22 protein-coding genes are annotated in these 25,530 nt (G+C 61.5%); 13 read left to right on the plus strand and 9 right to left on the minus strand.

Annotation, left to right across the window (positions count from 1 at the left end; translation table 11 throughout):
• The first annotated feature begins 95 nt into the window (after nt 1-95).
• Genes BPRO_RS11150 through BPRO_RS11170 form a run of 5 tightly spaced genes read left to right on the plus strand, consistent with a single transcriptional unit; the run spans nt 96 to nt 5,568 of the window.
• Nucleotides 96-980 carry a GNAT family N-acetyltransferase gene (locus BPRO_RS11150; RefSeq protein WP_011483166.1) on the plus strand — a complete coding sequence of 295 codons (885 nt, stop codon included), beginning with the start codon at nt 96-98 and terminating at the stop codon, nt 978-980.
• The gene (locus BPRO_RS11155) at nt 980-1,840 is read left to right on the plus strand and encodes a UDP-2,3-diacylglucosamine diphosphatase (protein ID WP_011483167.1); all 861 of its coding nucleotides are present in this window, start codon (nt 980-982) and stop codon (nt 1,838-1,840) included. Before BPRO_RS11150 ends, BPRO_RS11155 begins: the two co-directional genes overlap by 1 nt.
• Nucleotides 1,837-2,940 carry a glycosyltransferase family 4 protein gene (locus BPRO_RS11160; protein WP_011483168.1) on the plus strand — a complete coding sequence of 368 codons (1,104 nt, stop codon included), beginning with the start codon at nt 1,837-1,839 and terminating at the stop codon, nt 2,938-2,940. The genes BPRO_RS11155 and BPRO_RS11160 overlap by 4 nt, the downstream gene beginning before the upstream one ends.
• 40 nt (nt 2,941-2,980) lie before the next feature.
• Nucleotides 2,981-5,092, plus strand: coding sequence for a polyphosphate kinase 1 (gene ppk1, locus BPRO_RS11165; RefSeq protein ID WP_011483169.1), 2,112 nt, complete (start codon nt 2,981-2,983; stop codon nt 5,090-5,092).
• Nucleotides 5,093-5,094: 2 nt separating this feature from the next.
• Nucleotides 5,095-5,568: a SixA phosphatase family protein gene (locus BPRO_RS11170; RefSeq protein WP_011483170.1), complete on the plus strand. Its 474-nt coding sequence runs from the start codon at nt 5,095-5,097 to the stop codon at nt 5,566-5,568.
• A gap of 330 nt (nt 5,569-5,898) precedes the next feature.
• Here the strand turns inward: BPRO_RS11170 and BPRO_RS11175 are convergent, their stop codons facing one another.
• The 4 genes from BPRO_RS11175 to BPRO_RS11190 all read right to left on the minus strand — a co-directional run bounded on the left by BPRO_RS11175 (nt 5,899) and on the right by BPRO_RS11190 (nt 9,768).
• A complete protein-coding gene (locus BPRO_RS11175) occupies nt 5,899-6,333 on the minus strand; it encodes a hypothetical protein (protein ID WP_011483171.1) in 435 nt (144 codons plus the stop codon).
• Between the two features lie 100 nt (nt 6,334-6,433).
• Nucleotides 6,434-7,933: an exopolyphosphatase gene (gene ppx, locus BPRO_RS11180; RefSeq protein ID WP_011483172.1), complete on the minus strand. Its 1,500-nt coding sequence runs from the start codon at nt 7,931-7,933 to the stop codon at nt 6,434-6,436.
• 73 nt (nt 7,934-8,006) lie between these two features.
• Nucleotides 8,007-9,152: an ABC transporter substrate-binding protein gene (locus BPRO_RS11185; protein WP_011483173.1), complete on the minus strand. Its 1,146-nt coding sequence runs from the start codon at nt 9,150-9,152 to the stop codon at nt 8,007-8,009.
• Nucleotides 9,153-9,285: 133 nt separating this feature from the next.
• The gene (locus BPRO_RS11190) at nt 9,286-9,768 is read right to left on the minus strand and encodes a fasciclin domain-containing protein (RefSeq protein WP_011483174.1); all 483 of its coding nucleotides are present in this window, start codon (nt 9,766-9,768) and stop codon (nt 9,286-9,288) included.
• Between the two features lie 190 nt (nt 9,769-9,958).
• Between BPRO_RS11190 and pstS the strand changes: the two genes are divergently transcribed.
• The 7 genes from pstS to phoR all read left to right on the plus strand — a co-directional run bounded on the left by pstS (nt 9,959) and on the right by phoR (nt 16,745).
• Nucleotides 9,959-11,002: a phosphate ABC transporter substrate-binding protein PstS gene (gene pstS / locus BPRO_RS11195; RefSeq protein ID WP_011483175.1), complete on the plus strand. Its 1,044-nt coding sequence runs from the start codon at nt 9,959-9,961 to the stop codon at nt 11,000-11,002.
• A gap of 57 nt (nt 11,003-11,059) precedes the next feature.
• Nucleotides 11,060-12,091: a phosphate ABC transporter permease PstC gene (pstC, locus tag BPRO_RS11200; RefSeq protein WP_011483176.1), complete on the plus strand. Its 1,032-nt coding sequence runs from the start codon at nt 11,060-11,062 to the stop codon at nt 12,089-12,091.
• Nucleotides 12,088-12,948: a phosphate ABC transporter permease PstA gene (gene pstA / locus BPRO_RS11205; protein WP_011483177.1), complete on the plus strand. Its 861-nt coding sequence runs from the start codon at nt 12,088-12,090 to the stop codon at nt 12,946-12,948. Before pstC ends, pstA begins: the two co-directional genes overlap by 4 nt.
• A 45-nt stretch (nt 12,949-12,993) precedes the next feature.
• On the plus strand, nt 12,994-13,785 hold the full coding sequence (pstB, locus tag BPRO_RS11210; RefSeq protein ID WP_011483178.1) for a phosphate ABC transporter ATP-binding protein PstB: 792 nt from the start codon (nt 12,994-12,996) through the stop codon (nt 13,783-13,785).
• A 168-nt stretch (nt 13,786-13,953) separates the two neighbouring features.
• Nucleotides 13,954-14,655 (plus strand): phosphate signaling complex protein PhoU, encoded by a 702-nt coding sequence (gene phoU, locus BPRO_RS11215; RefSeq protein ID WP_011483179.1) that lies wholly within the window; start codon nt 13,954-13,956, stop codon nt 14,653-14,655.
• A gap of 6 nt (nt 14,656-14,661) precedes the next feature.
• A complete protein-coding gene (gene phoB / locus BPRO_RS11220; protein WP_011483180.1) occupies nt 14,662-15,393 on the plus strand; it encodes a phosphate regulon transcriptional regulator PhoB in 732 nt (243 codons plus the stop codon).
• The gene (phoR, locus tag BPRO_RS11225; RefSeq protein ID WP_011483181.1) at nt 15,390-16,745 is read left to right on the plus strand and encodes a phosphate regulon sensor histidine kinase PhoR; all 1,356 of its coding nucleotides are present in this window, start codon (nt 15,390-15,392) and stop codon (nt 16,743-16,745) included. The genes phoB and phoR overlap by 4 nt, the downstream gene beginning before the upstream one ends.
• Here phoR and BPRO_RS11230 read toward each other — a convergent pair.
• From BPRO_RS11230 to trxA, 5 genes are all read right to left on the minus strand, one after another.
• Nucleotides 16,733-18,100 (minus strand): MATE family efflux transporter, encoded by a 1,368-nt coding sequence (locus BPRO_RS11230; RefSeq protein ID WP_011483182.1) that lies wholly within the window; start codon nt 18,098-18,100, stop codon nt 16,733-16,735. The genes phoR and BPRO_RS11230 overlap by 13 nt on opposite strands.
• The gene (locus BPRO_RS11235) at nt 18,097-19,887 is read right to left on the minus strand and encodes a membrane protein (protein ID WP_041388741.1); all 1,791 of its coding nucleotides are present in this window, start codon (nt 19,885-19,887) and stop codon (nt 18,097-18,099) included. Before BPRO_RS11235 ends, BPRO_RS11230 begins: the two co-directional genes overlap by 4 nt.
• Before the next feature lie 141 nt (nt 19,888-20,028).
• Nucleotides 20,029-20,310 carry a type B 50S ribosomal protein L31 gene (locus BPRO_RS11240; RefSeq protein ID WP_011483184.1) on the minus strand — a complete coding sequence of 94 codons (282 nt, stop codon included), beginning with the start codon at nt 20,308-20,310 and terminating at the stop codon, nt 20,029-20,031.
• A gap of 256 nt (nt 20,311-20,566) precedes the next feature.
• Entirely contained in the window at nt 20,567-21,829 is a 1,263-nt protein-coding gene (gene rho / locus BPRO_RS11245; protein ID WP_011483185.1) for a transcription termination factor Rho, read from the minus strand.
• 305 nt (nt 21,830-22,134) lie between these two features.
• Nucleotides 22,135-22,467, minus strand: a complete 333-nt coding sequence (gene trxA / locus BPRO_RS11250; RefSeq protein ID WP_011483186.1) for a thioredoxin TrxA — start codon at nt 22,465-22,467, stop codon at nt 22,135-22,137.
• 179 nt (nt 22,468-22,646) lie between these two features.
• Here trxA and BPRO_RS11255 point away from each other — a divergent pair, with 179 nt between their 5' ends.
• Nucleotides 22,647-25,217: a PD-(D/E)XK nuclease family protein gene (locus BPRO_RS11255; RefSeq protein WP_011483187.1), complete on the plus strand. Its 2,571-nt coding sequence runs from the start codon at nt 22,647-22,649 to the stop codon at nt 25,215-25,217.
• Nucleotides 25,218-25,530: the final 313 nt, after the last annotated feature.

Raw genomic sequence — 25,530 nt, forward strand, 5'->3', positions numbered from 1 at the left:
GCCGGAGCCCCCTTTATTGGGGCTTTTTTATAGCGCGCCTGATTTGAGTCGTGGAGTTGCTGAAGTTGTTGACACAAGGAACCAAGGAGTTAGCCATGAAAGAACTGCCCAATCCCACCTTTGCATTGTCGCCCGTCGCAATGCCACGGGGGTCACTTCATCAAAGCGGTCATGCTGTCAGCCAGCCCTCTACTCATGGGGTTCAAGGGTCTCAAAGGCCTTCAGTGGGGAAAATCCTGGTCAGCTGGGCCCGGCACCAGGACGAGGTCCGGCAGGCGCAACGCCTGAGGTACCAGGTGTTTGCTCTTGAAATGGGCGCCACCCTGTCCAGGACCTTGCCGGGTCACGACATTGACCTGTTTGACGATTATTGCGAACACCTGCTGGTGCGCGACGAGGCCAGCGGCGACGTGATTGGCACCTACCGCGTGCTCACCCCGACCCAGGCCAAGCGCGTGGGCAGCACCTACAGCGACACCGAATTCGACCTGACCCGGCTGCGCTCCCTGCGCGAGCGCATGGTGGAGCTGGGGCGCAGCTGCGTGCACGCAGACCACCGGCATGGCGGCGTGATTCTGGCACTCTGGGGCGCGCTGGCCGAGTTCATGGCGCGCAACCAGCTCGACACCATGATTGGTTGTGCCAGCATCCCAATGCAGCACAACGGTGTCTCCAGTGGGCAGGCGGCTGCCAGCATCTGGCGCCAGGTGCGGCAAACCCACCTGGCCGCCATCGAATACCGCGTGACGCCGCGCCTGGCCTTGCCGGTGGAGCAGCTCGACGACTCACTGGATGTGGAGCCGCCGGCGCTGATCAAGGGTTACCTGCGCCTGGGCGCCAAGGTGCTCGGGGCGCCGGCCTGGGACCCGGACTTCAACTCGGCCGATTTGCCCATGATGATGCGCATCGCCGACTTGCCGCCGCGTTACCTGAAGCATTTTTCGGGCAAGCCCCTTCCTGCCAATTCCGCGGAGGCTTGATGCGGCACATGTTTGACGCCCTCGCATCGTTCGGCAACGGGAATGTGCCGGGCCAGGACGACAGCGACGATGAGTCGTTGCGCAAGCGTTACCGCACGATTTTCATCTCTGACCTTCATCTGGGCACGCCCGGCTGCCAGGCGGCGGCGCTGCTGGACTTCCTGAAAGCCCATCCCAGCGACAACCTGTACCTGGTGGGCGATATCGTTGACGGCTGGCAGCTGCGCCGCAAGTGGTACTGGCCGCAGTCCCACAACGACGTGGTGCAAAAGCTGCTGCGGCGCGCCCGCAAAGGCTGCCGCATCATTTATGTGCCGGGCAACCATGATGAGTTTGCGCGTGAATTTATGGGCCACCAGTTTGGCGGCATTGAAGTGATGGAAGAAGCGGTGCACACCACGGTCGCCGGCTTGCAGTTGTGGGTGATCCACGGTGATTATTTCGATGCGGTCGTGCAATGCGCCAAATGGCTCGCCTACGTGGGCGACAACCTGTATGAATTCACGCTCAAACTTAACCGGCATCTCAACAGCCTGCGCGCCCGAATGGGTTTGCCCTATTGGTCGCTGTCGGCTTACCTGAAGCAAAAGGTCAAGAGCGCGCTGAACTACGTCACCGACTTCGAAGTGGCCGTGGCCAGCGAAGCGCGCCGCCGCGGCCACCAGGGTGTGGTGTGCGGCCATATTCATCGTGCCGAGATGCGCGACATCAACGGCGTCCTGTACTGTAACGACGGCGACTGGGTCGAAAGCCGCACGGCCTTGGTTGAAAATTTTGACGGCAGCCTGGAACTGGTGCATTGGGCGCCGGCCCATGAAACCCAGGGCCGTGGTCATGCCGTGCAGGCGGTGACCGCATGAAGATTGCCTTGGTCACGGACGCCTGGGGGCCCCAGGTTAACGGTGTGGTTACCACGCTTGTGGAGTTGGTGCGCGAACTGGAGCAACTGGGGCACGTGGTTGAGGTGATCCACCCAGGTCTTTTCAAGACCCGGCCTTGTCCCGGCTATGCGGGCATTGACCTGGCGATTCGCCCGGGCCGGGGCCTGACTGAAAAGCTCGATGCTTTTCAGCCTGACGCCATTCACGTCGCGACCGAGGGCCCGTTGGGCTGGGCGGCGCGCAGCTATTGCGACAAACGCGGCCTGAAGTTCACAACGGCATTTCACACCAAGTTTCCTGAAATCCTCCATGCGGCGCTCAGGATCCCGCTGTCGTGGGGCTACGCGCTGTTTCGTTACTTTCATAAACCATCATCCGGCGTGATGGTGCCCACGCAAGGCGTGTTGCGCATGCTGGAGCGGCGGGGCTTTCGCAATTTGCGCGGCTGGACGCACGGCGTGGACACGCAGCTTTTTGAATTTCAGGATGCGCCGCGTGTGTATCCGCCTGTGGGCACGCTGGTTCGACCGGTTTCGCTGTTTGTGGGGCGGCTGTCGTATGAGAAGAACATCGAGGCGTTTCTCAAGCTGGACATTCCCGGCACCAAGGTCGTTTGCGGCGTGGGGCCGCTGGAAGTCGCACTCAGGGAGCGCTATCCGCATGTGCGATGGATGGGTGTGATGCCCCGCAGTGAACTGGCCAAGGTGTACGCGGCCGCCGATGTATTTGTGTTTCCCAGCCGGTCGGAAACGTTCGGCCTGGTGATGCTGGAGGCCATGGCGGCGGGCACACCTGTGGCGGCCTACCCGGTGGATGGCCCGCTGGAGGTGCTGGGTAGCGAGGAAGGGAACTGTCACGGCGGTGTCATGAATACCGATTTGCAGCAGGCCTGCTACAGCGCGCTGGCGGTACCGCGGCATCAAGCCCGCAGGCGGGCATTGGACTTCAGTTGGGAACAGGCGACACAACAGTTTGAAAGTTACCTGGTTCTGGCCGTGAAAAGCACCTCTTGCAAGCCGGTCAGTGGGGGAATAGCATCAGTCAAAAGTACTGTCACGCCTTTGTCATCAAACCGGTAAACACTTGGATTGCCTTTGATTACAAAGACTTGTGTTGTTGATGTCCGATTTGCTCCCTTCATTTATTTTGTCCGCTCAATCCTCGGATGCTGCGCGACCTGTCAGGTTTCTCGACCGTGACCACAGTATTCTCGCTTTCAACGAGCGGGTGCTGGACTGGGCCAGGCGCCCGGATGTGCCATTGCTGGAGCGCCTGAGGTTTTTGTGCATTGTGTCGTCCAACCTGGACGAGTTTTTTGAGGTTCGCGCCGCGCCTCACCTGACGGCGGCCCAGGGCAACGAACAAAAAGGTCTGTACACCGTAGAGTCCTTCGCGGCGCTGTCGGCTGCGGCGCATGACATGGTGGCGCGCCAGTATTCCCTTTATAACGATGACCTGCTGCCGGAGTTTGAACGGCAGGGCATTCGCATCGTCTCGCATGGCGAGCGCAACGCCGCCCAGCGACGCTGGGTGAAGGCCTATTTTGAACGGGAAGTCCGGCCGCTGCTGATTCCGGTCGGTCTCGACCCTTCCCATCCTTTCCCGCAGGTGGCCAACAAGTCGCTGAACTTTATTGTGAGGCTCGGTGGCCATGATGCCTTCGGCCGCCAGAATGAAGTCGCGATTGTCAAGATTCCGCGTGTATTGCCGCGCATGATCCACATGCCGACCTCCGGCGACAGCAAGGGCAGGCTGTTTGTCTCGCTGTCCAGTGTGGTCCGGGCCCACCTGGCCGAGCTGTTTCCGGGCCGGGAGGTCGGGCAGTTTTCCCAGTTCCGCGTGACCCGGCACTCCGATCTGGCGGTGGATGAAGACGATGTGAAGAACCTGCGCACGGCCCTGCGCCAGGGCCTGGAGCAACGCCATTATGGCCAGGCTGTCCGGCTGGAAGTCGCGGCCGGATGTTCGGAATACCTGGCGAACTTTTTGCTCAAGCAGTTCGACCTGCCGGCGCTTTCCCTTTACAGGGTCCAGGGGCCGGTCAATCTGGTGCGGTTGACCCAACTGGTGGACCTGGTCAACGACCCCAAGCTGCTGTTTTCGCACTACAGCGCCAGCTATCCCACGCAGCTGCAACCTGGGCAGTCATTTTTTGAACGGCTCAAGCAGGGCGATGTGTCCATTCACCAGCCCTTCGAGAGTTTTGACGGTGTTCTGGCTTTTTTACGCGAGGCGGTCAACGACCCGCAGGTCCTGGCGATCAAGCAGACCATTTACCGCACCGGCACTGATTCGGAGCTGATGCTGTTGCTGCGGGAGGCTGTTCGGCGCGGCAAGGAGGTCACCGTCGTGGTGGAGCTCAAGGCACGGTTCGACGAGGAAGCCAATATCAATTGGGCGGAGATGCTGGAGTCGATTGGTGCGCAGGTGGTTTATGGGGTGGTGGGCCTGAAGACCCACGCCAAGATGCTGCTGGTGACCCGGCGTGAGGGTCGGCATCTCGTCCGCTATGCACATCTGTCCACCGGCAATTACAACCCGCGTACGGCGCGCCTGTATACCGACATCAGCTACCTGACAGCCGATCCCTTGCTGACGCTGGACATTGACAATGTCTTTGTGCACCTGGCCAGCCAGAGCCGGCTGCCCAAATTGCATCACCTCTGGCTGGCGCCGTTTCAGCTGCAGCGCAAACTGATTGAAAAAATCGATGCGGTAGGCGAAGCCGCCCTGCAGGGCAAGGATGCCCGCATTGTGGTGAAGATGAATGCGCTGACTGATGAAGACTTGATGCTGGCCCTGACCAGGGCCGGGCAGCGTGGCGTCAAAATTGACCTGATCGTGCGCGGCGCCTGCATGCTGCCCGCCGGTGTTCCGGGCGTGACAGACAACATTCGGGTCCGCTCGGTGATTGGCCGGTTTCTGGAGCACTCGCGGGTGTTTTATTTCCGCAGTGCCGAGGAAGAAACGCTCTACCTCTCCAGCGCCGACTGGATGAACCGCAACATGCTACGCCGGATAGAACTGGCCTGGCCGGTCAACGATCCCGTCATTCGCCAGCGCATCATCGACGAATGCCTGGTGGCCTATTTGCACGACGGTCGCGACGCCTGGGACCTGCAGCCTGACGGTACCTACCTGCGGGTGGATCAACGTGCCAAGACCGCGGGTCATGGCGCTCAGGCGGCCCTGATGGCGCGTTATTCACCACTCCACCACAGGGAAAAATAGCCATGGACCTCATCTTGTGGCGCCATGCGGAGGCAGAGGACTGGCCCGGAGGTGATCCCGAGGGAGGCAGTGATCTGGACCGGTCTCTCACACCGCGGGGAGAGAAGCAGGCGGCCCGCATGGCCGGCTGGCTGGACCGGCAGCTCCCGGAAGGCACACGCATTCTGGTAAGCCCGGCGCGGCGCTGTGAGCAGACGGTGCTGGCGTTGGGACGCAAGTACAAGATACGGACAGAACTGGCACCTGATGCAACGCCTGCGCAGTTGCTGGAACTGGTGCAATGGCCGCAGAGCCGGTCGCCGGTTTTGGTGGTGGGGCATCAACCCACACTGGGACAGACCATTGCCAAGCTGCTGGGGCTGCAGGAGAGCGATTGCCCGGTCAAAAAGGGCTCGCTCTGGTGGCTTCGCAGCCGAGAACGCGACGGACATACCCAGACCATTGTGGTCACCGTGCAGTCGCCTGAAGTGCTCTAGTGTGGTGTTGCATGCTTGACGGCACCAATAAAACCGATGGATTTTTGGTCAGGGCAAGGCGCAAACCACAGCAATAGTCCCGCTATTGCGCGGATTTGCAACGCCGCCATGGACGAAAAGACGCGGTTTTAGGTGCCGGATAGCGTGCAACACCACACTAGGTGTGGGGGGCTTCCATAAATCCAATTCTCGGGCGCATGGCCGCGTTGCGCGGTGCTCGGAATCCTCATGCACCCAAGTGCATTCCGGTTCCTGCGCTTCGTGCGCCTTGCCCTGCATCCCGATAATTGAATTTCTGGAAGCCCCCGGTAAAAACCTCTTTTGCTGTGGCTATATTTTTAGGGCAGGGCGGCCAGTCTTGATGGCTGGAACCTGCTCCAGCGCCATCAGGAAGGCGGCATCGGACAGGGCTGCCAGGGCTTTGATGCCGGCACGCAGCACTTCGCTTTTTTTGGCCGGGCGGGTTAATTGGGCTGCACGCTGTTTGAGACCCTCAAGCACCAGGTATTCGGCTTTGGGAATGGTAAAGCTGTCGCGTACCAGTTTGGGTTTCTTGGGCTTGGCTGCCTTTTCAGGCGTCGTTGCCGGCAGGACCTTGGGCAGCGGCGCTTTGGCGCCCGCTTTTTTGGCAACGGGCGTGGGGGAGGGGGCCTTGCCCGTGACGGCTTTTCGGACGGGTGACTTTTTCAGTTCAGGTTTTGCTGCGTTTGGCTTGGCCGGGGTTTTTCGCGCCGGGGCGGGCGAGGCTTTCTTTGTGGTTGCCATGAGAATGTCCTTTTCAATAAACGATATAAACCGTATATATAGTTTATATCGTTTGAAAATGAACCGTCAAGCCTCCTGGCTGCCACAGGGTTCCTGCTGTCTACAGACCGGAGACAATCAGGGTCCATGGCGTTTTTTGCCAGGCCAGCACTTCTTCGCGCAGCAAGTGCGCCGATTGAGGAAAGGCTTCAGCCCAGCCCGGCCTGCAGTTCAGCACAAAAATCCTGCCGGGTTCCGCGCTGCATTCGAGTTGCAGTCCCTTGAGGTCAGGGTCTCGCCGGGCGTGGCACAAAATGACCGCCATGCGCAGGCACAGCAGTTGCTGGACAAACACCCGGTCTTCGAAGTCAACTTCCAGCTTGCGCAGTTTCCCGCGATGACCCAGCACGAGCAGGCTCAGCCGGTGCAGCTCGGGGAGCGCAAAACCGGGCGCGTCGGCGTTGTCCAGAATATAGGCGCCATGCTTGTGGTAGTCGCTGTGTGAAATCTGGCTGCCAATCTCATGAAGCTGCGCAGCCCACTGCAGCTTGCGCTGGAAACGCTCCAGTGCCTCGCCTGGGAGGCCTGCGCCAGCCATCCGGAACAGGTGCTGCGAAACTCTGCTGACCCGCTGGGCCTGTGCTGCATCTGAGTTGAATTTGCTCGCCAGGCGCTGGACGCTGGTTGAGCGCAAATCGGTGGAGTCCTGCTCCCGGTCGAGGAGGTCATAAAGAACGCCGTGGCGCAGCGCGCCCTGGGCGGCTTCCATCTGTTCAATGCCCAGCAGCCCGAACACAGCCCTCAGCACGCTGACGCCACCGCCAATGACGGCGCGCCGGTCATCTTTCATGCCGTCGAGCTTCACGCGGTCGGCATGTTGCGCCTTGAGCAGGCGATCGAGCAGCCAGTCGAGGCCATCACGCGTGACAAGGCCGGCAGGCCAGCCCGCGGCAGTCAGTACATCGCTGACGGCGCCAATCGTGCCGGACGAACCATAGGCGACATCCCAGACGCCCGGCTGGTAGGCATTGACCGCTTCATCAAGCACCGCTTTGGCCGCAATTTCAGCCATCTCGAAAGCCCGCGGCGTGAACTGGCCGTCCGGAAAGTACTTCATGGACCAAGCCACGCTGCCGACGCGGTAGGACTCCATCGTGCGTGCATCGAAGCCCTTGCCCAGGATCATTTCTGTGGAGCGGCCCCCAATGTCCACAACCAGCCGGCGCTCATCCGACTGGGGCAGCAGATGGGCCACACCCTGGTAAATCAGTCGGGCTTCTTCGCTGCCTGAAATGACATCAATGGGGAATTCCAGAATCCGGAAGGCCTGCGCCAGAAATTCTTCCCGGTTGCGTGCCTCCCGCAAGGTTTGCGTGGCGACGGCCCTGACCTGCGTTTTTTTGAACCCGGCCAGCCGTTCGGCGAAGCGGGCCAGGCAGTCCCAGCCGCGCTGCATGGCGTCCGGCGTCAGGTTGCGGTCGCCGTCCAGTCCGTTGCCCTGGCGGACCGTTTCCTTGATGTATTCCGTGCGGTGGACCCGGCCATGATCAAGGCGGCCAATTTCAAGGCGAAAACTGTTGGATCCCAGATCTACAGCCGCGAGCAGTGTTCCGTTTTGCATGTCTGAGTTTCTTTGTCCGGGCCCAGCATAGCATTCACGCGGGCATCGGCACTCACCCCGGCATTCCTGCTGCTTAGCCAATCAGCCGGCCATCTATCGTCATCATGCTTTGCGTGACATAGCTGCCGCTCCTGCGCTGCGGGTTGAAACTGACGCGAAACCCGCCGATGTCCAGGCTGGAGCGCCGCTGAAAGGCGGCCAACGCGCTTTGGCGTGTCAGCGGGCCATCCATGTCATTGAGCACTTCATAGGTGTATCTGGCGGCAATGAAGCCGGCCAGGCTCAGCGGGGCCGGGGGCTCATCAAACAGGCGTGCCAGTGTTTCGCGGTAGCTTCTGACCACCGGGAGGCTGGCATTGACCAGCGGCACCGGCTGGGTCGCAATGACCGGCGTGCTGCGCGCCGCCCCCATTTGCAGCATGGTCTGCAGGTTGACGTCGGCCAGCGCGACGACGTAGCGCTGGCGCGCCTGCTTTTCCAGTCCTTGCGTGAAGGCGGCAAGTTCGGGCGTGCCACCCACAAAAAGAAGTACAGCCGGCGTGCCGGGTGTCAGCTTCTGGCCGAGCAGACGCAAGTCCCCGTCGCCCTGAAACGACTGCAGCTTGAGCTGCATGCCGGCAGCAATGCGTTCGACCTCGACGCGGTAGGCCGCGTGGTCCTTGGCCGTCGCATAAATCGCGCCCAGCTCTTTCAGACCCATGACCGACAGGGTTTTAAGCGCGTAGGCGATCTGTTCCTGGCGCGCCGCGAAAATCGGGAACGTCTTGTCATCGATTTCGAGGCTGGAGTTTTGCAGCCAGGGCGCTGCGTGAGCAATATCCAGACCCCCCTGGCGCGACGGGGTGGCGATCTGGCTGGCGATCTGGTCGCCGACACTGCCGGAGAGGACAACGCAGGATGGATTGTCCCGGACCGAGTCGAGGGCCGCGCGCAGGCTGGCTGGTGTGCCGTCCGTTTCGAGCGCAAGATGCTGCACCTGTCGGCCGCGTATGCCCCCCCGAGAGTTGATGTCCTGCCAGGCGGCGCGTGACCCGATCAGGAAATCTTTTGACACGTCCTGTTGCGCTTGTGAGAAGTCAACAACCTGCGCAACGACGACAGCGCGTGATGCAGCCGCTTTGCCAGGCTGCGCCCAGCCTGGTGCTACAGCACCGGCAGTCAGCATGCTGGCACCTTGCAGCAGTTGGCGACGGCTGATGGCTGGACTTTGTAAAGGCATGAATGAATCCCCAGGCGGTGCAGTTCCCGCCGTCCGGTTTAAAGTGCTATTGAATTTGTAGCGGTCAACGCGCTTCAGAAAGGGCGTTGACCTGAAAGAGCCGTGATGCAGGGCCCTGAAGCCTGGTAGTGGCTTAGCGCTTCGCAGGAGGAATCAAAACGCTGTCGACGATATGCACCATACCGTTGGTCGCAGAAATATCAGCGGTTTGAACCATGGCTTCTTCCACCGTGACAAAATCGCCCGCTCTGGAGATTGCCACATTGGCGCCGTTGACGGTTTTGCTGTTGCCATTCTTGACGTCGGCGGCTATGACCTTGACGGGCAGTACGTGGTAGGTCAGCACGGCCTTGAGTTTGGCCGGATCCTTGGCAAGATCGTCCATGGTTTTTGCCGGAACCTTGGCGAAGGCCTCATTGGTAGGCGCGAAGACGGTAAAAGGGCCCGTACCCTTGAGGGTGTCCGTCAGTCCTGATTTGGCGACCAGGCTGGTGAGGGTGCTCAATTGCGGTTTGGCGGCGATGGTGTCCGCTACCGATACCGGGGCGCTGGAAGTAGCGCAGCCGGCGAGGGCGGCAACGGTTGTGGCGACGAGAAGAATGCGGAATTTGGGCATGAAAATTCTCCTGATTAAGACAGCGCCAAGCGTAGGAGGTGTCGATGACAGATCCGTGACGAAAATTTGAAGGTTTTATGACAACCCTGTGGATTTCCATGCATTGCCCCGGGAGGGTGTCTGTCACATCGTTGTCACACAAGTTTTTTACAGTTCGTGCATCTTTCCTACCAACCCCAAAGGTGTTCCGATGAAATTGAGTTTCAAAGCTTCTGCGACTGCTGTGATGGGTGTTGCCATCATGTCGTTTGCCACGTTGTCGGCCGCGCAGGATGTCACGGGCGCTGGAGCCAGTTTCCCCGCTCCGCTGTATTCCAAATGGGCTGCTGACTACAACAAGGCCACCAGCATCAAGATTAATTACCAGTCGGTCGGCTCTGGCGCGGGTTTGCGGCAGATTGAGGCCAAGACCGTGGACTTTGGCGCATCAGACGCTCCCCTGAAGGATGAAGAGCTCGCCAAAAAAGGGCTGGTGCAGTTTCCGACCGTGATTGGTGGCGTGGTTCCTGTGGTCAATATCAAGGGCGTCGCTCCGGGCCAACTGAAGCTGAGCGGTCAGGTCCTGGGTGACATCTACCTGGGCAAGATCACCAAGTGGACCGACCCCGCCATCAAGGCGATGAATCCTGCACTGGCCTTGCCGGATGCGGCCATCGCGCCGGTCCGCCGAGCTGATGGTTCAGGTACCAGCTTCATTTTCACCAATTATTTGAGCAAGGCCAACGCCGAGTGGAAGGCCAAAGTGGGTGAAGGTACGGCGGTGAACTGGCCGGCGGGTGCTGGCGGCAAGGGTAACGAGGGCGTCGCGGCGTTTGTCGGTCGCCTGCCCAACTCGATTGGCTATGTGGAGTACGCCTATGTCAAGCAGAACAAGATGACGTTTGTCCAGCTGAAGAATGCTGCCGGCAATTTCGTGTCGCCGGATGATGCGGCATTCAAGGCTGCTGCTGCAGGCGCCGACTGGTCCAAGAGTTTTTACCAGATACTGACTGAGCAGCCCGGCAAGGATGCATGGCCTATCACGGGCGCCACCTTTATCCTGATGCAGAAGGCGCAGGACAAGCCCGCGCAGGCCGCTGCCTCGCTCAAATTCTTCGAGTGGGCCTATAAGAACGGCGACAAGATCGCTGACGACCTGGACTATGTGCCCATGCCCGCCAGCGTGAAGACGATCATCGAAAAATCGTGGGCTGACATCAAGGACACGTCGGGCAAGGCTGTTGCTTACAAATAAGCCTGCTGCTTGGCCTGTTTTCCCTGAAAGTGACGACGAATCATGGGGGTTTTATAAGTGTCCTCTACACTTCCGGCTAGCCGGGCCGCTTTTGATCACCCGGCGGATGCGACCGGACGTGACATGACCAATCCTCCTCCTGTAAATGGTATACGCAGAAGCTCCCTGGCAGACCGGCTTTTCGGCTGGGCCGCCCAGGGGGCGGCACTGCTGACGCTCGGTTTGCTGATCGGTATTTTGTTGTCGTTGATCGTCGGAGCGTGGCCAGCCATCAGCAAGTACGGACTCGGTTTTTTGACCAGCAGCGTCTGGGACCCCGTCAAAGACGAGTACGGCGGACTGATCATGATCTATGGCACGCTCGCCACGTCGCTGATTGCCCTGGTGATTGCCGTGCCCGTGAGCTTTGGTATCGCGCTGTTCCTGACCGAGCTGTCGCCCGCCTGGCTCAAAAGGCCTTTGGGCACCGCTATTGAACTGCTGGCCGCCGTGCCGTCCATCGTGTACGGCATGTGGGGCTTGCTGGTGTTCGGGCCCATCCTCGCCACCTACGTGCAGCAGCCGCTGCAAAGTCTGTTCAGTAATGTGCCTTACCTGGGGGCCCTGTTTTCGGGGCCGCCGGTGGGCATTGGCATATTGTCGGCCGGCATCATTCTCGCGATCATGATCATTCCGTTCATCGCTTCGGTGATGCGCGATGTGTTTGAGGTCACGCCGGTGCTGCTGAAAGAATCGGCTTACGGCCTCGGATCCACCACCTGGGAAGTGGTATTCAAGGTGGTGCTGCCCTACACCAAAGCCGGTGTGGTGGGCGGCATCATGCTGGGCCTGGGGCGTGCGCTGGGCGAGACCATGGCGGTGACCTTCGTGATCGGCAACTTCAACCAGCTCGATTCCCTGAGCCTGTTTCAGGCAGCCAACAGCATCACGTCGGCACTGGCCAATGAGTTTGCCGAGGCGGCTGACGGCTTGCATCAGGCCGCATTGATCTACCTGGGCCTGGTGCTGTTCTTTATCACCTTTGTGGTGCTTTCGCTGTCCAAGCTCCTGTTGGCCCAATTGAGGAAAAACGAGGGAGCCAAATCATGAGTGCCGTGATGCAGGATGCGCGCCTGGCCAAGTTTGCCCGCCGCAAACGTGTCAACCAGATTGCGCTGGTGCTCTCCCTGGCGGCCATGTCGTTCGGGCTTTTCTGGCTGTTCTGGATTCTGTGGGAAACGATACGCCTGGGCATCGGCGGCATTGCACTGGCGACCTTCACCGAAATGACGCCCGCGCCCAATGAATCCGGCGGCATTGCGAATGCGCTGTATGGTTCGTTCCTGATGGTGCTGCTGGCGACGTGCGTCGGCACACCGATCGGCATCATGGCCGGTATTTACCTGGCTGAGTACAACACCAAGGGTTGGTTGGCATCGGTCACACGCTTTGTGAACGATATTTTGCTCTCGGCGCCCTCCATCGTGATCGGCCTGTTTGTGTACGCTGTGGTGGTGTCGCGCTTCAAGTCCTTTTCGGGATGGGCCGGCGTGATAGCGCTTGCATTGATTGTGATTCCGGTGGTGATCCGGACCACGGAAAACATGCTTCAGCTGGTTCCGGCCGGGCTGCGCGAGGCTGCCTACGCGCTGGGTGCGCCCAAATGGAAGGTGATCACCAGCATTACGCTCAAGGCGGCCCGCTCGGGTGTGGTGACCGGCATCCTCCTGGCCGTAGCGCGCATCGCGGGTGAAACAGCGCCTTTGTTGTTCACGGCGCTCAACAACCAGTTCTGGACTTCGGACCTGAGCCAGCCCATGGCCAGCTTGCCTGTGACGATTTTCAAGTTTGCCATGAGCCCGTACGAGAACTGGCAGCAACTTGCCTGGGCTGGCGTGTTCCTGATCACGCTCGCGGTACTCGGCCTGAATATTCTGGCGCGTGTATTGACGCGCACCAAACACTGATGGGCTGACCGACGGTCGACCCACATACCAAGACAAGGTCAAAAGATGGATACCCTCACTGCGTCACGCGAAAAGCTGGCCGAGAAATCGAAAATATCGGTCAAAAACCTCGACTTCTTCTACGGAAAATTTCACGCCCTCAAAAGCATTAATCTGGAAATTCCCGAGAAAAAAGTCACAGCCTTCATTGGCCCCTCGGGCTGCGGAAAATCCACCCTGCTGCGGATCTTCAACCGCATGTATGAACTTTATCCCGAGCAGCGTGCGGAGGGGGACGTTACGTTTGACGGGGAAAACCTGCTGACCTCCAAAAAGGACGTGGCGCTGATCCGCTCCAAGGTCGGCATGGTCTTTCAGAAGCCCACGCCATTTCCCATGTCGATTTATGACAATATTGCTTTTGGGGTCAAGCTGTTTGAAAGCCTCAACGCCTCGGATATGGACGAGCGGGTCGAGTGGGCACTGCGCAAGGCGGCTCTCTGGGGGGAAGTCAAGGACAAGCTGAACCAGAGCGGTTCCAGCCTGTCCGGAGGCCAGCAGCAACGGTTGTGCATTGCCCGCGGCATTGCCATCAAGCCCGAGGTGTTGCTGCTCGATGAGCCTTGCTCGGCGCTGGACCCCATTTCCACGGCCAAGGTGGAGGAACTGATTGCCGAGCTGAAAAACGACTACACGGTGGTGATCGTCACGCACAACATGCAGCAGGCCGCCCGCTGCAGCGATTACACGGCCTATATGTACCTGGGCGATCTTGTTGAATTTGGTGCCACGGAAGACCTCTTCTTCAAACCCAAGCGCAAAGAGACGGAAGACTACATCACCGGCCGTTTCGGATGAACAAAGCTTCCCCCTGTCTCGGCTCACTGCGTGTAGCCGGAATCCCCCTCCGGGGGACGGCGCCTGCGGCCCGGCGAAGCCGGTTCCGCGACGCCCGCTGGCTCGGCACTGAGCGTCTCATGCGTTGCGGCTCCGATTGCAGCGGCAAATAAACCCAAAGGGAACAACATGCCTGATAAACACCTCTCGACCCAGTTTGACAGCGAACTCAACGGCGTGTCCTCGCGTGTGATGGAGCTCGGCGGCCTGGTTGAATCCCAGATCCGTCTGGCCATCTATGCGTTGTCGCAATTCAGCACCGAGAGCGCCAACCAGGTGATAGAGACTGAGGCGCGTGTCAACGCGATGGAAATCGACATTGACCGCGAGCTGTCTTCCATCATTGCCCGCCGCCAGCCTACTGCCCGCGATTTGCGCCTGCTGATCGCCATTTCAAAGACCACGGCCAACCTGGAGCGTGCCGGCGATGAAGCCGAAAAAATCGCGCGCATGGTCAATTCGATCATCAACAGCGGTTCGGCACGCGTCCTGCCGTCGTCCGATCTTCGCGTTGCCGCAGAACTGGCTTCCGGCTTGCTGCGCAAGGCGCTGGACGCCTTCGCCCGGCTGGATACCGCTGCGGCGGTATCCATCCTCAAGGAGGACGACCTGATTGACCAGGAGTTTGACGGTTTTGTGCGCAAGCTGATCACCTACATGATGGAAGATCCACGCACCATTTCAGCCAGCCTGGACTTGCTGTTTGTCGCCAAGGCCATCGAGCGTGTGGGCGACCACGCCAAGAATATCGCCGAGTTCATCATCTATATCGTCAAAGGCGCGGATGTCAGGCATACCTCCATGGACCAGATCGAGTCCGCCGTCAAGTAAGGCCGCATGAAACACCAAGCCCGCATACTGATTGTTGAAGACGAGCCAGCGATTGCCGAACTGATTGCGGTCAACTTGAGGCATGGTGGGTTTGAGCCCGTCGTGGTTCAGGACAGTGTGGCGGCCCAGCGCGAACTCGACGCGGTGCTGCCCGATGCCATCCTGCTCGACTGGATGCTGCCGGGGCAGAGCGGCTTGGCGCTGGCGCGTCATTGGCGCAAGCAGGTACGCACCAAGGCCATTCCCATCCTGATGCTGACCGCCCGCGGCGATGAGCCTGACAAGGTTGCGGGCCTGGATGCCGGTGCCGACGACTACATCACCAAGCCGTTTTCAACGCAGGAGCTGCTCGCGCGCATTCGTGCCGTGCTGCGCCGCCGCGCACCGGAGTCGGTGAACGACAGTGTGACAGTGGGTGCGCTGGTACTGGATGCAGGCACCCATCGCATTTCGTTCCAGAACCAGGAACTCAAGCTGGGCCCGACGGAGTTCAAGCTGCTGCATTACCTGATGAAACATGCGGAACGTGTGCACAGCCGCAGTACCTTGCTGGACAAGGTGTGGGGTGACCATGTGTTCATTGAAGAACGTACGGTAGACGTTCACGTCAAGCGCCTGCGTGAGGCGCTGGGCGCCGCCGGTACCATGGTTGAAACCGTTCGCGGGGCGGGTTACCGTCTGACTGCTGCGGCTGCCGCTACCACTCGGGTAACTGCTGCGGCACAATCCGGCACATGATCAACCGCTGGATCGCTTTTACCGCCTGCATGTTGGCCGGTGGCGCATTGGGATGGTTGACGACTGCGAAGGGTGGACCCGCATGGAGCCTGGGTGTGGGTCTTGGACTGGGCGCCTTGATATGGCTGATGATCGACAGCCTCTACCTGGCCCGGCTCCTCCGGTGGCTGCGCGCCGAGCAGGGCCGCGAAGCGCCGGCCATGGTGTCCAGCCAGCTACCCCGCTTGCCCGGTGTATGGGAGGAAGTGGTCGACCGGACCCGCAGGCTGCTGAAGAACCGCGACCAGCAGTTGCAGGAAAGCCAGGCACGACTGGACGAGTTTCTGGCGGCCATGCAGGCTTCCCCGAGCGGGGTGGTGCTGCTGGATACGCAGGGGCGCATCGAGTGGTGCAATCAGATGGCGACCCAGCATTTTGGTTTTGACGTGCAGCGCGATGTGATGCAGCATATTGCCAACCTGGTTCGCGAGCCTGCCTTCAAGGCCTACCTGGCGTCGGGTAACTATTCGCATGACGTGGTGATTCCCGGCAGCCTCAGCACACCGGCGCGACCCGTCAAGTTGTCAGTGCATGTGCATTCGTATGGCAAAGACCGCAAGTTGCTGCTGTCGCGGGACATCACCGCCGTCGAGCTGGCGGAAGCCATGCGCCGGGATTTTGTGGCCAATGTGTCGCATGAGATCCGTACGCCGCTGACGGTGTTGTCCGGCTTCATCGAGACGCTGCGAACCCTGCCTTTGGAGGAGCCCGAGCGCGCACGTTACCTGGCGCTGATGGCGCAGCAATCCCAGCGCATGCAGACGCTGGTGAATGACTTGCTGACACTGTCACGCCTGGAGGGAAGCCCGTTCCCCGGCGCCAATGACTGGATCACCACCAGTGCGCTGCTGGTGCAGTGCGAGCAGGAGGCCCGGGCCTTGTCGGCTGTGATTGCGCCGCGCGGGCATCGGCTGGAGTTTGACGCCGGGCCGGCCAGCGAAATCGCAGGCGTGCAAACGGAGCTGTACAGCGCCATGTCCAACCTGGTGACCAATGCGGTCCGCTATACACCGGAGACGGGCCTGGTCAGCGTCAGCTGGAAGCTGCTCAAGGATGGCCGCGGCCAGTTTGAGGTCAGGGACACCGGACCGGGTATAGAGCCCGAACATTTGCCTCGCCTGACGGAGCGCTTTTATCGCATTGACCGCAGTCGCTCGCGTGAAACTGGCGGAACGGGTTTGGGCCTGGCCATCGTCAAGCATGTCGCCCAGCGCCACGGTGCCGAACTGCATATCGACAGCCAGCCCGGGCACGGTTCGCGCTTTTCACTCATTTTCCCCGCGGCACGCATCCGCCCGGCTCACGCTGCCTGAGTTTTCCCCGGGATGGCCCGCTGGCTCTGCCAAACCACGCGCCACAGCAACCCCAGGAGGCAGGCGGCTGCCAGTCCGATCGCGATGGTGCTGGCAGCCCAGAAGCTGCTGGCCGATTGGGTGGCGGCACGGCCCGCGATACCTTCGTAGGCCAGCAGGTAACCGCCAAACAGGCCCAGCCCCCACAGGAAAATTCCATACAGTACCAGTGGCGTGAGCGTGATGCGGTAGCAGCGCAGCAAGAAGGCGCACAGTGCCTGGGTGGCATCGGCGACGTGGTAAAAAGCCACCCACACCAGCAGGGACGACGCCAGGGAAATGATCGCTGGGCTGCCGGAATACCAGCTTGCCAGCAGCTTCCCTGCTACCGAAATAGTCGCAGCCAGTACCAGGGCCGCCAGCCCTGTGAGTTTCAGGCCCAGCACGACCACCCGCCTGGCGTAGTCCGGCCGTTCCGCACCCAGCCAGAACGATACGCGCGCACTGCAGGCAATGGCCATGGACAGCGGCATCATGTAAAGCACCGCCGCCACGCTGGCCGCGATCTGGTGGCTCGCCGAGGCCGTCGTTCCCAATCGCGCGATGAACAGGGCCATCAGTGTGAAGGAGGTCACTTCCACCAGATAGGCCAGCCCACCGGGGATACCCAGCCGGGCAAAGCCGCGAATCTGCGGCCAGTCGGGACGCTCCATGCGCCGCCAGATGCAAAACGGCCTGTATAGCGCTTGTGAGCGCAGCATCACCAGCGCCAGCACCAGAAGCAGGTAGTTCACGATCAGCGTGGCCAAGGCGCAGCCGGCGACACCCATGGGCTCCACGCCGCCACCGCCAGCCACCAGCCAGATGGACAGCGGGATTTTGAGCGCCAACGCGCCTACCTGCAGCCAGGTGACCAGCAGCGGTTTTCCCAGGGACTGGTTGAACGTGCTGTAAACCCGGAACAGCAGCGAGGGAACAAACCCGAAGGCCAGAATGGCGAGGTAGTGCCGCACGTCATCCTGCATCAGTTCGGGCACCTGTGCCCAGCGCAGCAGCGGGCCGGGAAACAGCAGGGCAGCCATGCCGGCGGCCGTGATGAAGCTGCACAGGTAAAGACTTTGCCGCAAGGATTGTCCGACCGCCTCATACTGTCGGGCACCCCGCATCTCGGCCCAGATGGGGAGCAGGGCCTGGACAATGCCAATCAGCCCGACGTAAACACTGATGTAGATGGCGGAGCCTACCGACAGCGCAGCCAGGGCCTCGTCGCTGTAGCGCCCGGCAATCACGGTGTCTGCCACGCCAAAGGCCATCACGGCCAGCTGACCCACCAGCACCGTACCCGCGTGCTGGCTGATGATTTTGAGTTCGCTCAAGGGCGGGCGGGCAGACCGTCTCGCTTTGCCGCCCGGGCCTGGTTATCCGTGCTGACCCGTTTGAAAACCAGGACGTTCTCATTTTTGTCCGTCGGTCTGCGCACGGTGGCCAGGAACGCCCAGTCCGGCAAATTGACGGTGTTGCTGAGGGTCGACTGGGCATCGACATCGACGACCAGATAAGGACAGCTTGCATGGGAGGTCGCCTGGCGCAGTTCCAGCCGGCCGTGGTACTGCAGCGCAGCAGCCTGGGCGCTGTCCACGCCATAGATCTCGACACAGGCATTTTTGTCAACCAGGCTGGCGATCTGCCGCGACATCGGCGCATAGCTGCGCGCATAGTCGAGCAGGGGCATCCAGAGTGTCATCAGCAGCAGCCAGCAGAGGGTGGCGCCGCCGGCCGGCAGGACCAGCGACTTCCAGATGGCTGCGCGCTGTGCGCCGGCCCGCCACTTGACGAGCCAGGTCCAGGCCAGCGTGGCGGCCACCGCTGCCAAAAAAGCAAGCCACGAAAAGCTCGGTTCGAAGCCCGGCGCCAGCTTGGCAACATTGGCCGCGGGCTGCCGCGGCACGCCGGTCTGCATGGCAATCCAGACGACCCAGATGATGATGGCGCAGCCCGTAAAAAAGAGCAGGGTGAACCAGTCAATCAGCGAGGCCCAGCTACGCTTGAGCGTTGGCAGGGCAAACGCGGCCAGTGCCGCCAGCGGCGGCAAGCTCAGCAGCAGACTGCGGTCGGAGGCAGTGGTGGTCAGCGTGGCGGCGACAGCCATGCCGGCAAACCACAAGGGCAGGGCAACGTGGCGGCTGGCCAGTTGCCTGCGCCAGCGCCACAGCGTCCACAGCGCCAGCGGCCAGGTTGGCCAGGTAAACCACAGTAGCAAACGCCCTAGCCGGCGCCAGTCTCTCCAGGCTGGTTGATCACTGGCGCCGGGCAGCTGAATTCGCCAGCGCCACAGGTCCAGCGCATACGCCAGCAGTGCGGCCAGTAGCGTGGCGCCGGCAATCAGCAGCACCCAATGCCAGGACTGCCGTCTGCTGTCAGTGTTGGCCTGACTGCCCTGGCCATCCTGGTTGTAGCCCCAGTGAAGTTGAGCCCCTTCGACCAGTACGCCGCCCACACCCAGCAGCAGGGCCAGTGTGGGCGCGCCACTCAGGGCAAGTCCTGCGAGACCAATCAACAAGCCCAGTGCCGGACCCACAATTTTGGTTGCCCGGCGATAGGGGCTGGCAGACATCGCATAAAACACCAGGGCCGTAAAGCCCAGTTGCGCCAGCGCGGGCGTCGTCTCGTGTGACAACTGTGCCAGGCCCAGGCTGGCAATCAGCGCCAGCAAACCGGCGTCTGCAATGGCCCGGGCGTAGTCCACCGGGCTGGCTTCGCCGCCAAAGGCAAAGGCCACGGGCTGAGCCTGCGGGCTGCGGGCCAGATAGTAGATGGCGTACCAGGTGGTGATCAGCGTCATCGCCAGCAGCAGGCCAAACGGAATGCGTACCGCAAAAGCCGGGTCCAGGAAGGGCAGGCCCTTGATGGCGACGGCCCCCAGCCAATAAGGCACCAGCGCCTCAAACCCCGTGATCTGGCCGAGCAATTGAGGCTGCAGCCAGTTGGCCGCGGAGGTCGTCAGCTCCCGCATGACGCCGAAGGCGGCGATGTCCTCGTATTTCCAGGGGCCGCGGCCAAAAAATCCGGGCAGCACATAAGCCAGGCAAAACAGCAACAGCGCCAGCCGCGGCAGGCGGCGCACGGCAGACTGGGCAATGATGGCGGGCGAAGGCTTGTTCAAAACGGCTTGGTGATCAGGAGAGATGCCCGCAGGAGGGCTGGATAGCGATTTTCGCGGCAACCAGTGGCAGTTTTAGCCGAAAAAAAAGCAGCCTGAAATTCAGGCTGCTTCTTGCAGGCTGGCGAAAGAATGTTTCGAAGCTTACTCGGCAGCTGGTGGAGTGGCCTCTTTCGCAGCGGTTTTGCCGAAGCGGTTGCGGAATTTCTCAACGCGACCACCCATGTTGTCCACGGACTTTTGCGTACCGGTGTAGAAGGGGTGCGATTCGCTGGACGTATCGAGCTTGTACAGGGGCAGCTCGCGGCCGTCTTCCATTTTCACCATTTCTTTGGTGTTCACGCAGGAGCGGGTCACAAACTTGAAGTTGTTGGACAAGTCCAGGAAGCAAACTTCGCGGTAGTTGGGGTGAATGCCTTCTTTCATGATCTTTCCTTATTCGTTGCGGGAGCCACTCAAGCCAGTCTTGGGCACTTTCCGCTAAGCCTATGATTATGGCATAAATCAGGTATTTACAGCGGTTTTTAGCCCCCGTGAGGGCGAATTTGTGGCGAGGCCTCCCGAGGAGCCCGATTCAAACTCAGCCGGGGCCGCGGAACCGGCTTAGCCGGGCCGCAGGCGCAGCGGCCCCCTCGGGGGGGCAGGGAGCTACACGAAGTGAGCGACCGTGGGGGCTCTATTTCTAGCCGCCTCGCCGCATCATGTCGAAGAATTCGTGGTTGTTTTTCGTCGCTTTCATGTTCTTGAGCATGAGCTCCATGGACTCGATTTCGTCCATGTTGTACATGAATTGACGCAAAATGCGCGACTTTTGCAGGATTTCGGGCGCCAGCAGCAGCTCTTCCTTGCGGGTGCCGCTGCGGTTGAGGTGGATGGCCGGGAACACGCGTTTTTCGTAGAGGCGGCGATCCAGGTGAATCTCGCAGTTGCCGGTGCCCTTGAACTCCTCAAAAATCACTTCGTCCATGCGGCTGCCGGTATCGACCAGCGCTGTGCCAATGATGGTCAGGCTGCCGCCTTCTTCGATCTTGCGGGCCGCACCAAAGAAACGCTTGGGGCGCTGCAGTGCATTGGCGTCGACACCGCCGGTCAGCACCTTGCCTGACGAGGGCAGCACGTTGTTGTAGGCACGGGCGAGGCGGGTGATGGAGTCCAGCAGGATCACGACGTCCTTGCCGAGTTCGACCAGGCGCTTGGCGCGCTCGATCACCATTTCGGCCACATGCACGTGGCGCGCTGCGGGTTCGTCGAAGGTGGAGGAAATCACCTCGCCGCGCACGCTGCGCTGCATCTCGGTGACCTCTTCAGGGCGTTCGTCCACCAGCAGGACCATCATCACCACTTCGGGATAGTTGGCCGTGATGGCGTGGGCGATGTTCTGCATCATCACCGTCTTGCCGGATTTGGGGGGCGCCACCAGCAGGGCGCGCTGGCCTTTGCCGATGGGGGCAATGATGTCGATGATGCGGCTGGTCAGGTTTTCCTCGGCCTTGATGTCGCGCTCGAGCTTGAACTGCTCGCGCGGGAACAGCGGCGTCAGGTTCTCGAACATGACCTTGTGCTTGTTGTCTTCCGGCGCACCGTCGTTGACTTTGTCGAGCTTGTTCAGTGCAAAGTAGCGCTCGCCGTCTTTGGGGGTGCGCACTTCGCCTTCGATCATGTCGCCGGTGTGCAGGTTGAAGCGGCGGATCTGGCTTGGGCTGATGTAGATGTCGTCGGTGCTGGCGGTGTAGCTCGAGTCGGGCGCACGCAGAAAGCCAAAACCGTCCGGCAGCACTTCCAGCACGCCATCGGCGACGATGGTTTCGCCGGTTTTTGCCCGCTTCTTGATGATGGCAAACATCAGCTCCTGCTTGCGCATGCGGCCAACGTTTTCGATCTCCAGGGCTTCGGCCTGCTTGAGGACTTCAGACACGTGCAGTGCCTTGAGTTCGTTTAAGTGCATGGAATTACTCCTTGCGGAGTTCATTTAAAAAAACGGGGGAGGTTTGAAAAGAAGCCGCAGAGAGGGAAGGCTTACAAACCGGGAACTCGAACCAGCCGGTAACAACTGGCTGGTGAATAAAGCGCATTATGACAGGAAATTCAGGATGTAAATCGGGGTGCCAGGGCTGGCCCGGCGGGTGCCCGGCATGACGGGTTCAGCGGGCAGGGCAGTTGCGCGGGGCAGTCATCAAGGCGGTGCCGGATCAGGAAGCCGGGGTAATCCGGTTCCTGATGGCACGGCGACAGGTCCAGTCTCAGTGGCGCTCAGGCCAGTTGCTGGTCAATGAATGCGGTCAACTGGGCCTTGCTCATGGCGCCGACCTTGGTGGCTGCCAGCTGGCCGTCCTTGAACAGCATCAGCGTGGGAATGCCACGAATGCCGAATTTGGCGGGAATGTCGCGGTTTTCATCGACATTCATTTTGGCGATCTGCAACTTGCCGTCATAGCCGGTGGCCACTTCGTCCAGGATGGGGGCAATCATCTTGCAAGGGCCGCACCATTCGGCCCAATAGTCCACCAGAACGGGTGTTGAAGATTTCAGCACGTCGGCTTCAAACGTGGCATCGGTGGTATGTTTGATCAATTCGCTCGCCATGACGGCTCCTTTGGTCTAGTTACTAGATTAGATACGGCTAAAGTTGCAGTCATTGTGTCAGAAAGCAAGTAACCGGGTCGCTCATGCAGCCGCTATGGGCCCGATAGCCGTCTTCTGAAACACGCCCCGCGTCCCGCTTGCCATCCGTTTTTCCTGTTTCCGAGTTCCCTCATCAATCCATGCCGCCAGAGACCCTTGAGATCCCTGAGAACGCTGTACTGTCCCCGGATGTGCTGTGCTGGCAGCGCGTCATGGCGCAGCTGGCCGCGACGCTCAAGACGCGAAATGTGCACCCCGCCGAGGCCGTTGTCCTGCTTCCGTATGCGCAGTTGATCCAGCAGGCGCGCCGGGCCTGGGCCGGGGTTGCGGGCGAAACATTTTTTGTACCGCGATTTGAGACCACCATGAACTGGGCCAGCAGCCTGGGCGGCACGCTGGGGCTTTTCACGCCATCGGGTGATGATTTGCGCATGGACATGGCGGTCGACATGCTGACCGCCGCATCGCTGCTGGAACGGGCCGGCCTGGGCGCGCAGCAGGATGCCCTGGCCGGGCGCCTTGTCGAGGCGGCGTGGAGTCTGGGGCGTGTCGCGGCGGCGGTGCTGCCGGCTCAGCGCCAGGTCTGGAGCGAGCGCCTGGCGGTGTCGCTGCAGGCGGGCCTGGATTCTCCGGTGCTGGCTCTGGAAGCCGCAGTGGGTCAGATCGCGCTGGCCTGGGCCGCGGCTTCGGCCTATCCGTCAGATCGCCTGTTCCAGGCCACACCGGCGTTGCTGGCCGTGCTGGAAGGGTTTCAGGCTGAACCGCTGACCGATGCACTGAAGGCGCACTTCGGCGAGCGTTCCATCTCCATTGCGCTGTGCCTGCCGCAGGACCTGCGGGCTCCCGCGGAATTGCCCCTGCCGTCGCTGCACGCCGCGATGGACGCCGAGGATGAGGCCGGCCGTGCCGCCGCCTGTGTGCTGGCGCACTTGGCCCAGGGGCGCAGCCCGGTCGCGCTGATCGCCCAGGACCGGCTCCTGACACGCCGGGTGGGCGCCATGCTGGCCGGGCGCGGCATTGCGATGCGCGACGAAACAGGCTGGAAGCTGTCCACCACGCGTGCTGCGGCCAGCCTGATGGGCCTGCTGCGCGCCATGCCGTGGGACGCCTCCACCGACGCCGTACTGGACTGGCTGAAGAATGCACCCGGCGTCAGTCCGGGCGAGGTCACCGCAGCGGAAACCGAACTGCGCAAGGCTGGCCTGCGCGCCTGGCGCGATCTGCCGGCGACCCCGCAGCCGGCCTTCGCTGCGACCCAGCAACTCGCCTTGCAGGTCGACGCATTGCGCAAGGCCCTCGGGCGCACACGCCCACTGGCCTCGTGGCTGCGCGACCTGCGTGCTGCCTTGCAGTCGGCAGGGCAGTGGGACGCGCTGGAAATCGACAATGCCGGCCAGACGGTGCTGGAGGTGCTTCGCCTGCATGAGGGCGCCGAGGCGGAGTTCGACAGCGCACCCACGATGGCGCTGGCCTCGTTCACCAGTTGGGTGAACCAGGCCCTGGAAGGCGGCAAGTTTTCTCCCGAGCACCCGCAGGGGGAGCAGGTGGTGATCCTGCCGCTGGCACAACTCCTGGGGCGGCCCATGCAGGCGGTGGTGTTGCCCGGCTGCGATGAAATCCGCCTGCCGGTTTCGCCCGAGCCTGCGGGTCTCTGGACGCCCGGACAACGCGAAGTTCTGGGCCTGCCCTCGCGTGACATGCTGGCCAGCGCCAACCGGGCTGCCTGGCACTATGTCCTGCAACTGCCGCATGTGGACCTGCTTTGGCGCACCAGCGAGGCCGGTGAGCACCTGATTCCCAGCGGTTTTGTGCAGGAGCTGCTGCTCGCGCAAGCCGGGCACGGCGACAGTCCAGCCTTGGCGACTGACTCCCGCCGCTTGCGCCCGGTCGCGATCCAGCCCACGCCGCGTCCCATGCCCACCGGCGAGGCCTTGCCGGTGACCCGGCTGTCGGCCAGCGCCTATGAAGACCTGCGCCGCTGTCCCTACCGTTTTTTTGCACTGCGCCAGTTGCGCCTGCAGGAGTCCGGCGAGCTGGACAGCGAACTGGACAAACGCGACTTCGGCAATTGGCTGCACAGCGTTCTGCGCTATTTCCATGAGGCACTGAAAGCCGCGCCAACCCCCGAATTGTCTGCGCGTGAAGCCATGATTAACCTGGCGGCTGAACGGGTCACGCAGGCGATGGCCCTGAGCGACAGCGAGTTCCTGCCGTTTGCCGCGATCTGGCCGCGTGTGCGCGAGGGCTACCTGGCCTGGCTCACCGATCACGAGGCGGAGGGCGCCCGTTTTGAGGAGGCGGAAGCCGAGCGTGAAATGCCCCTGGGCAAGCTGCAGTTGATCGGCAAACTGGACCGCATCGACCGCCAGGCCGATGGCCATACGCTGCTGATTGACTACAAAACCGAGCCACGCACAGTGACGGTCGAGCGTATCAAGGACGGGCAGGAAGACACCCAACTGGCGTTCTATGCCGCGCTGATGCACGACGACACGCTGGCGGCGGCCTACGTCAACCTTGGCGAAAAAGAAGCCACCCGCACCTACGCGCAGCCCGGGATCGTGGGCCTGCGTGACGCGCTGATCGAAAGCATCCTGACCGACATGGACCGCATTGCGCGCGGCACGCCGCTGCCCGCGCTGGGCGAGGGCAAGGCCTGCGAATACTGTGCGGCGCGCGGCTTGTGCCGCAAGGATTTCTGGAATGAGTAGAGCCCCCACGCTTCTCGCTTCGCGTACTACGCTTCCCCCCGGGGGGGCCGCTGCGCCTGCGGCCCGGCGAAGCCGGTTCCGCGGCCCCTGCTGGTATGAAGAGCCCCCACGGTCGCTCACTTCGCGTAGTGCGCGAGGTCTTGCAGGCCGCGGCTCGCGAGACGCTTCGCCTCTGTCGCCCGTCCCAAGCTGGGCAGGCAGCTTTGGAGCCGCGGGCTCCAGCCCCTCGGGGGCCGCTGCGCCTGCGGCCCGGCCCTTTGACAGGCTCAGGGCAGGCCAAGGCCGGTTCCGCGACCCCGGGATGCCTGCGCCC

The organism is Polaromonas sp. JS666 (assembly GCF_000013865.1).
In the GTDB taxonomy this organism is placed as follows: Bacteria; Pseudomonadota; Gammaproteobacteria; order Burkholderiales; family Burkholderiaceae_C; genus Polaromonas.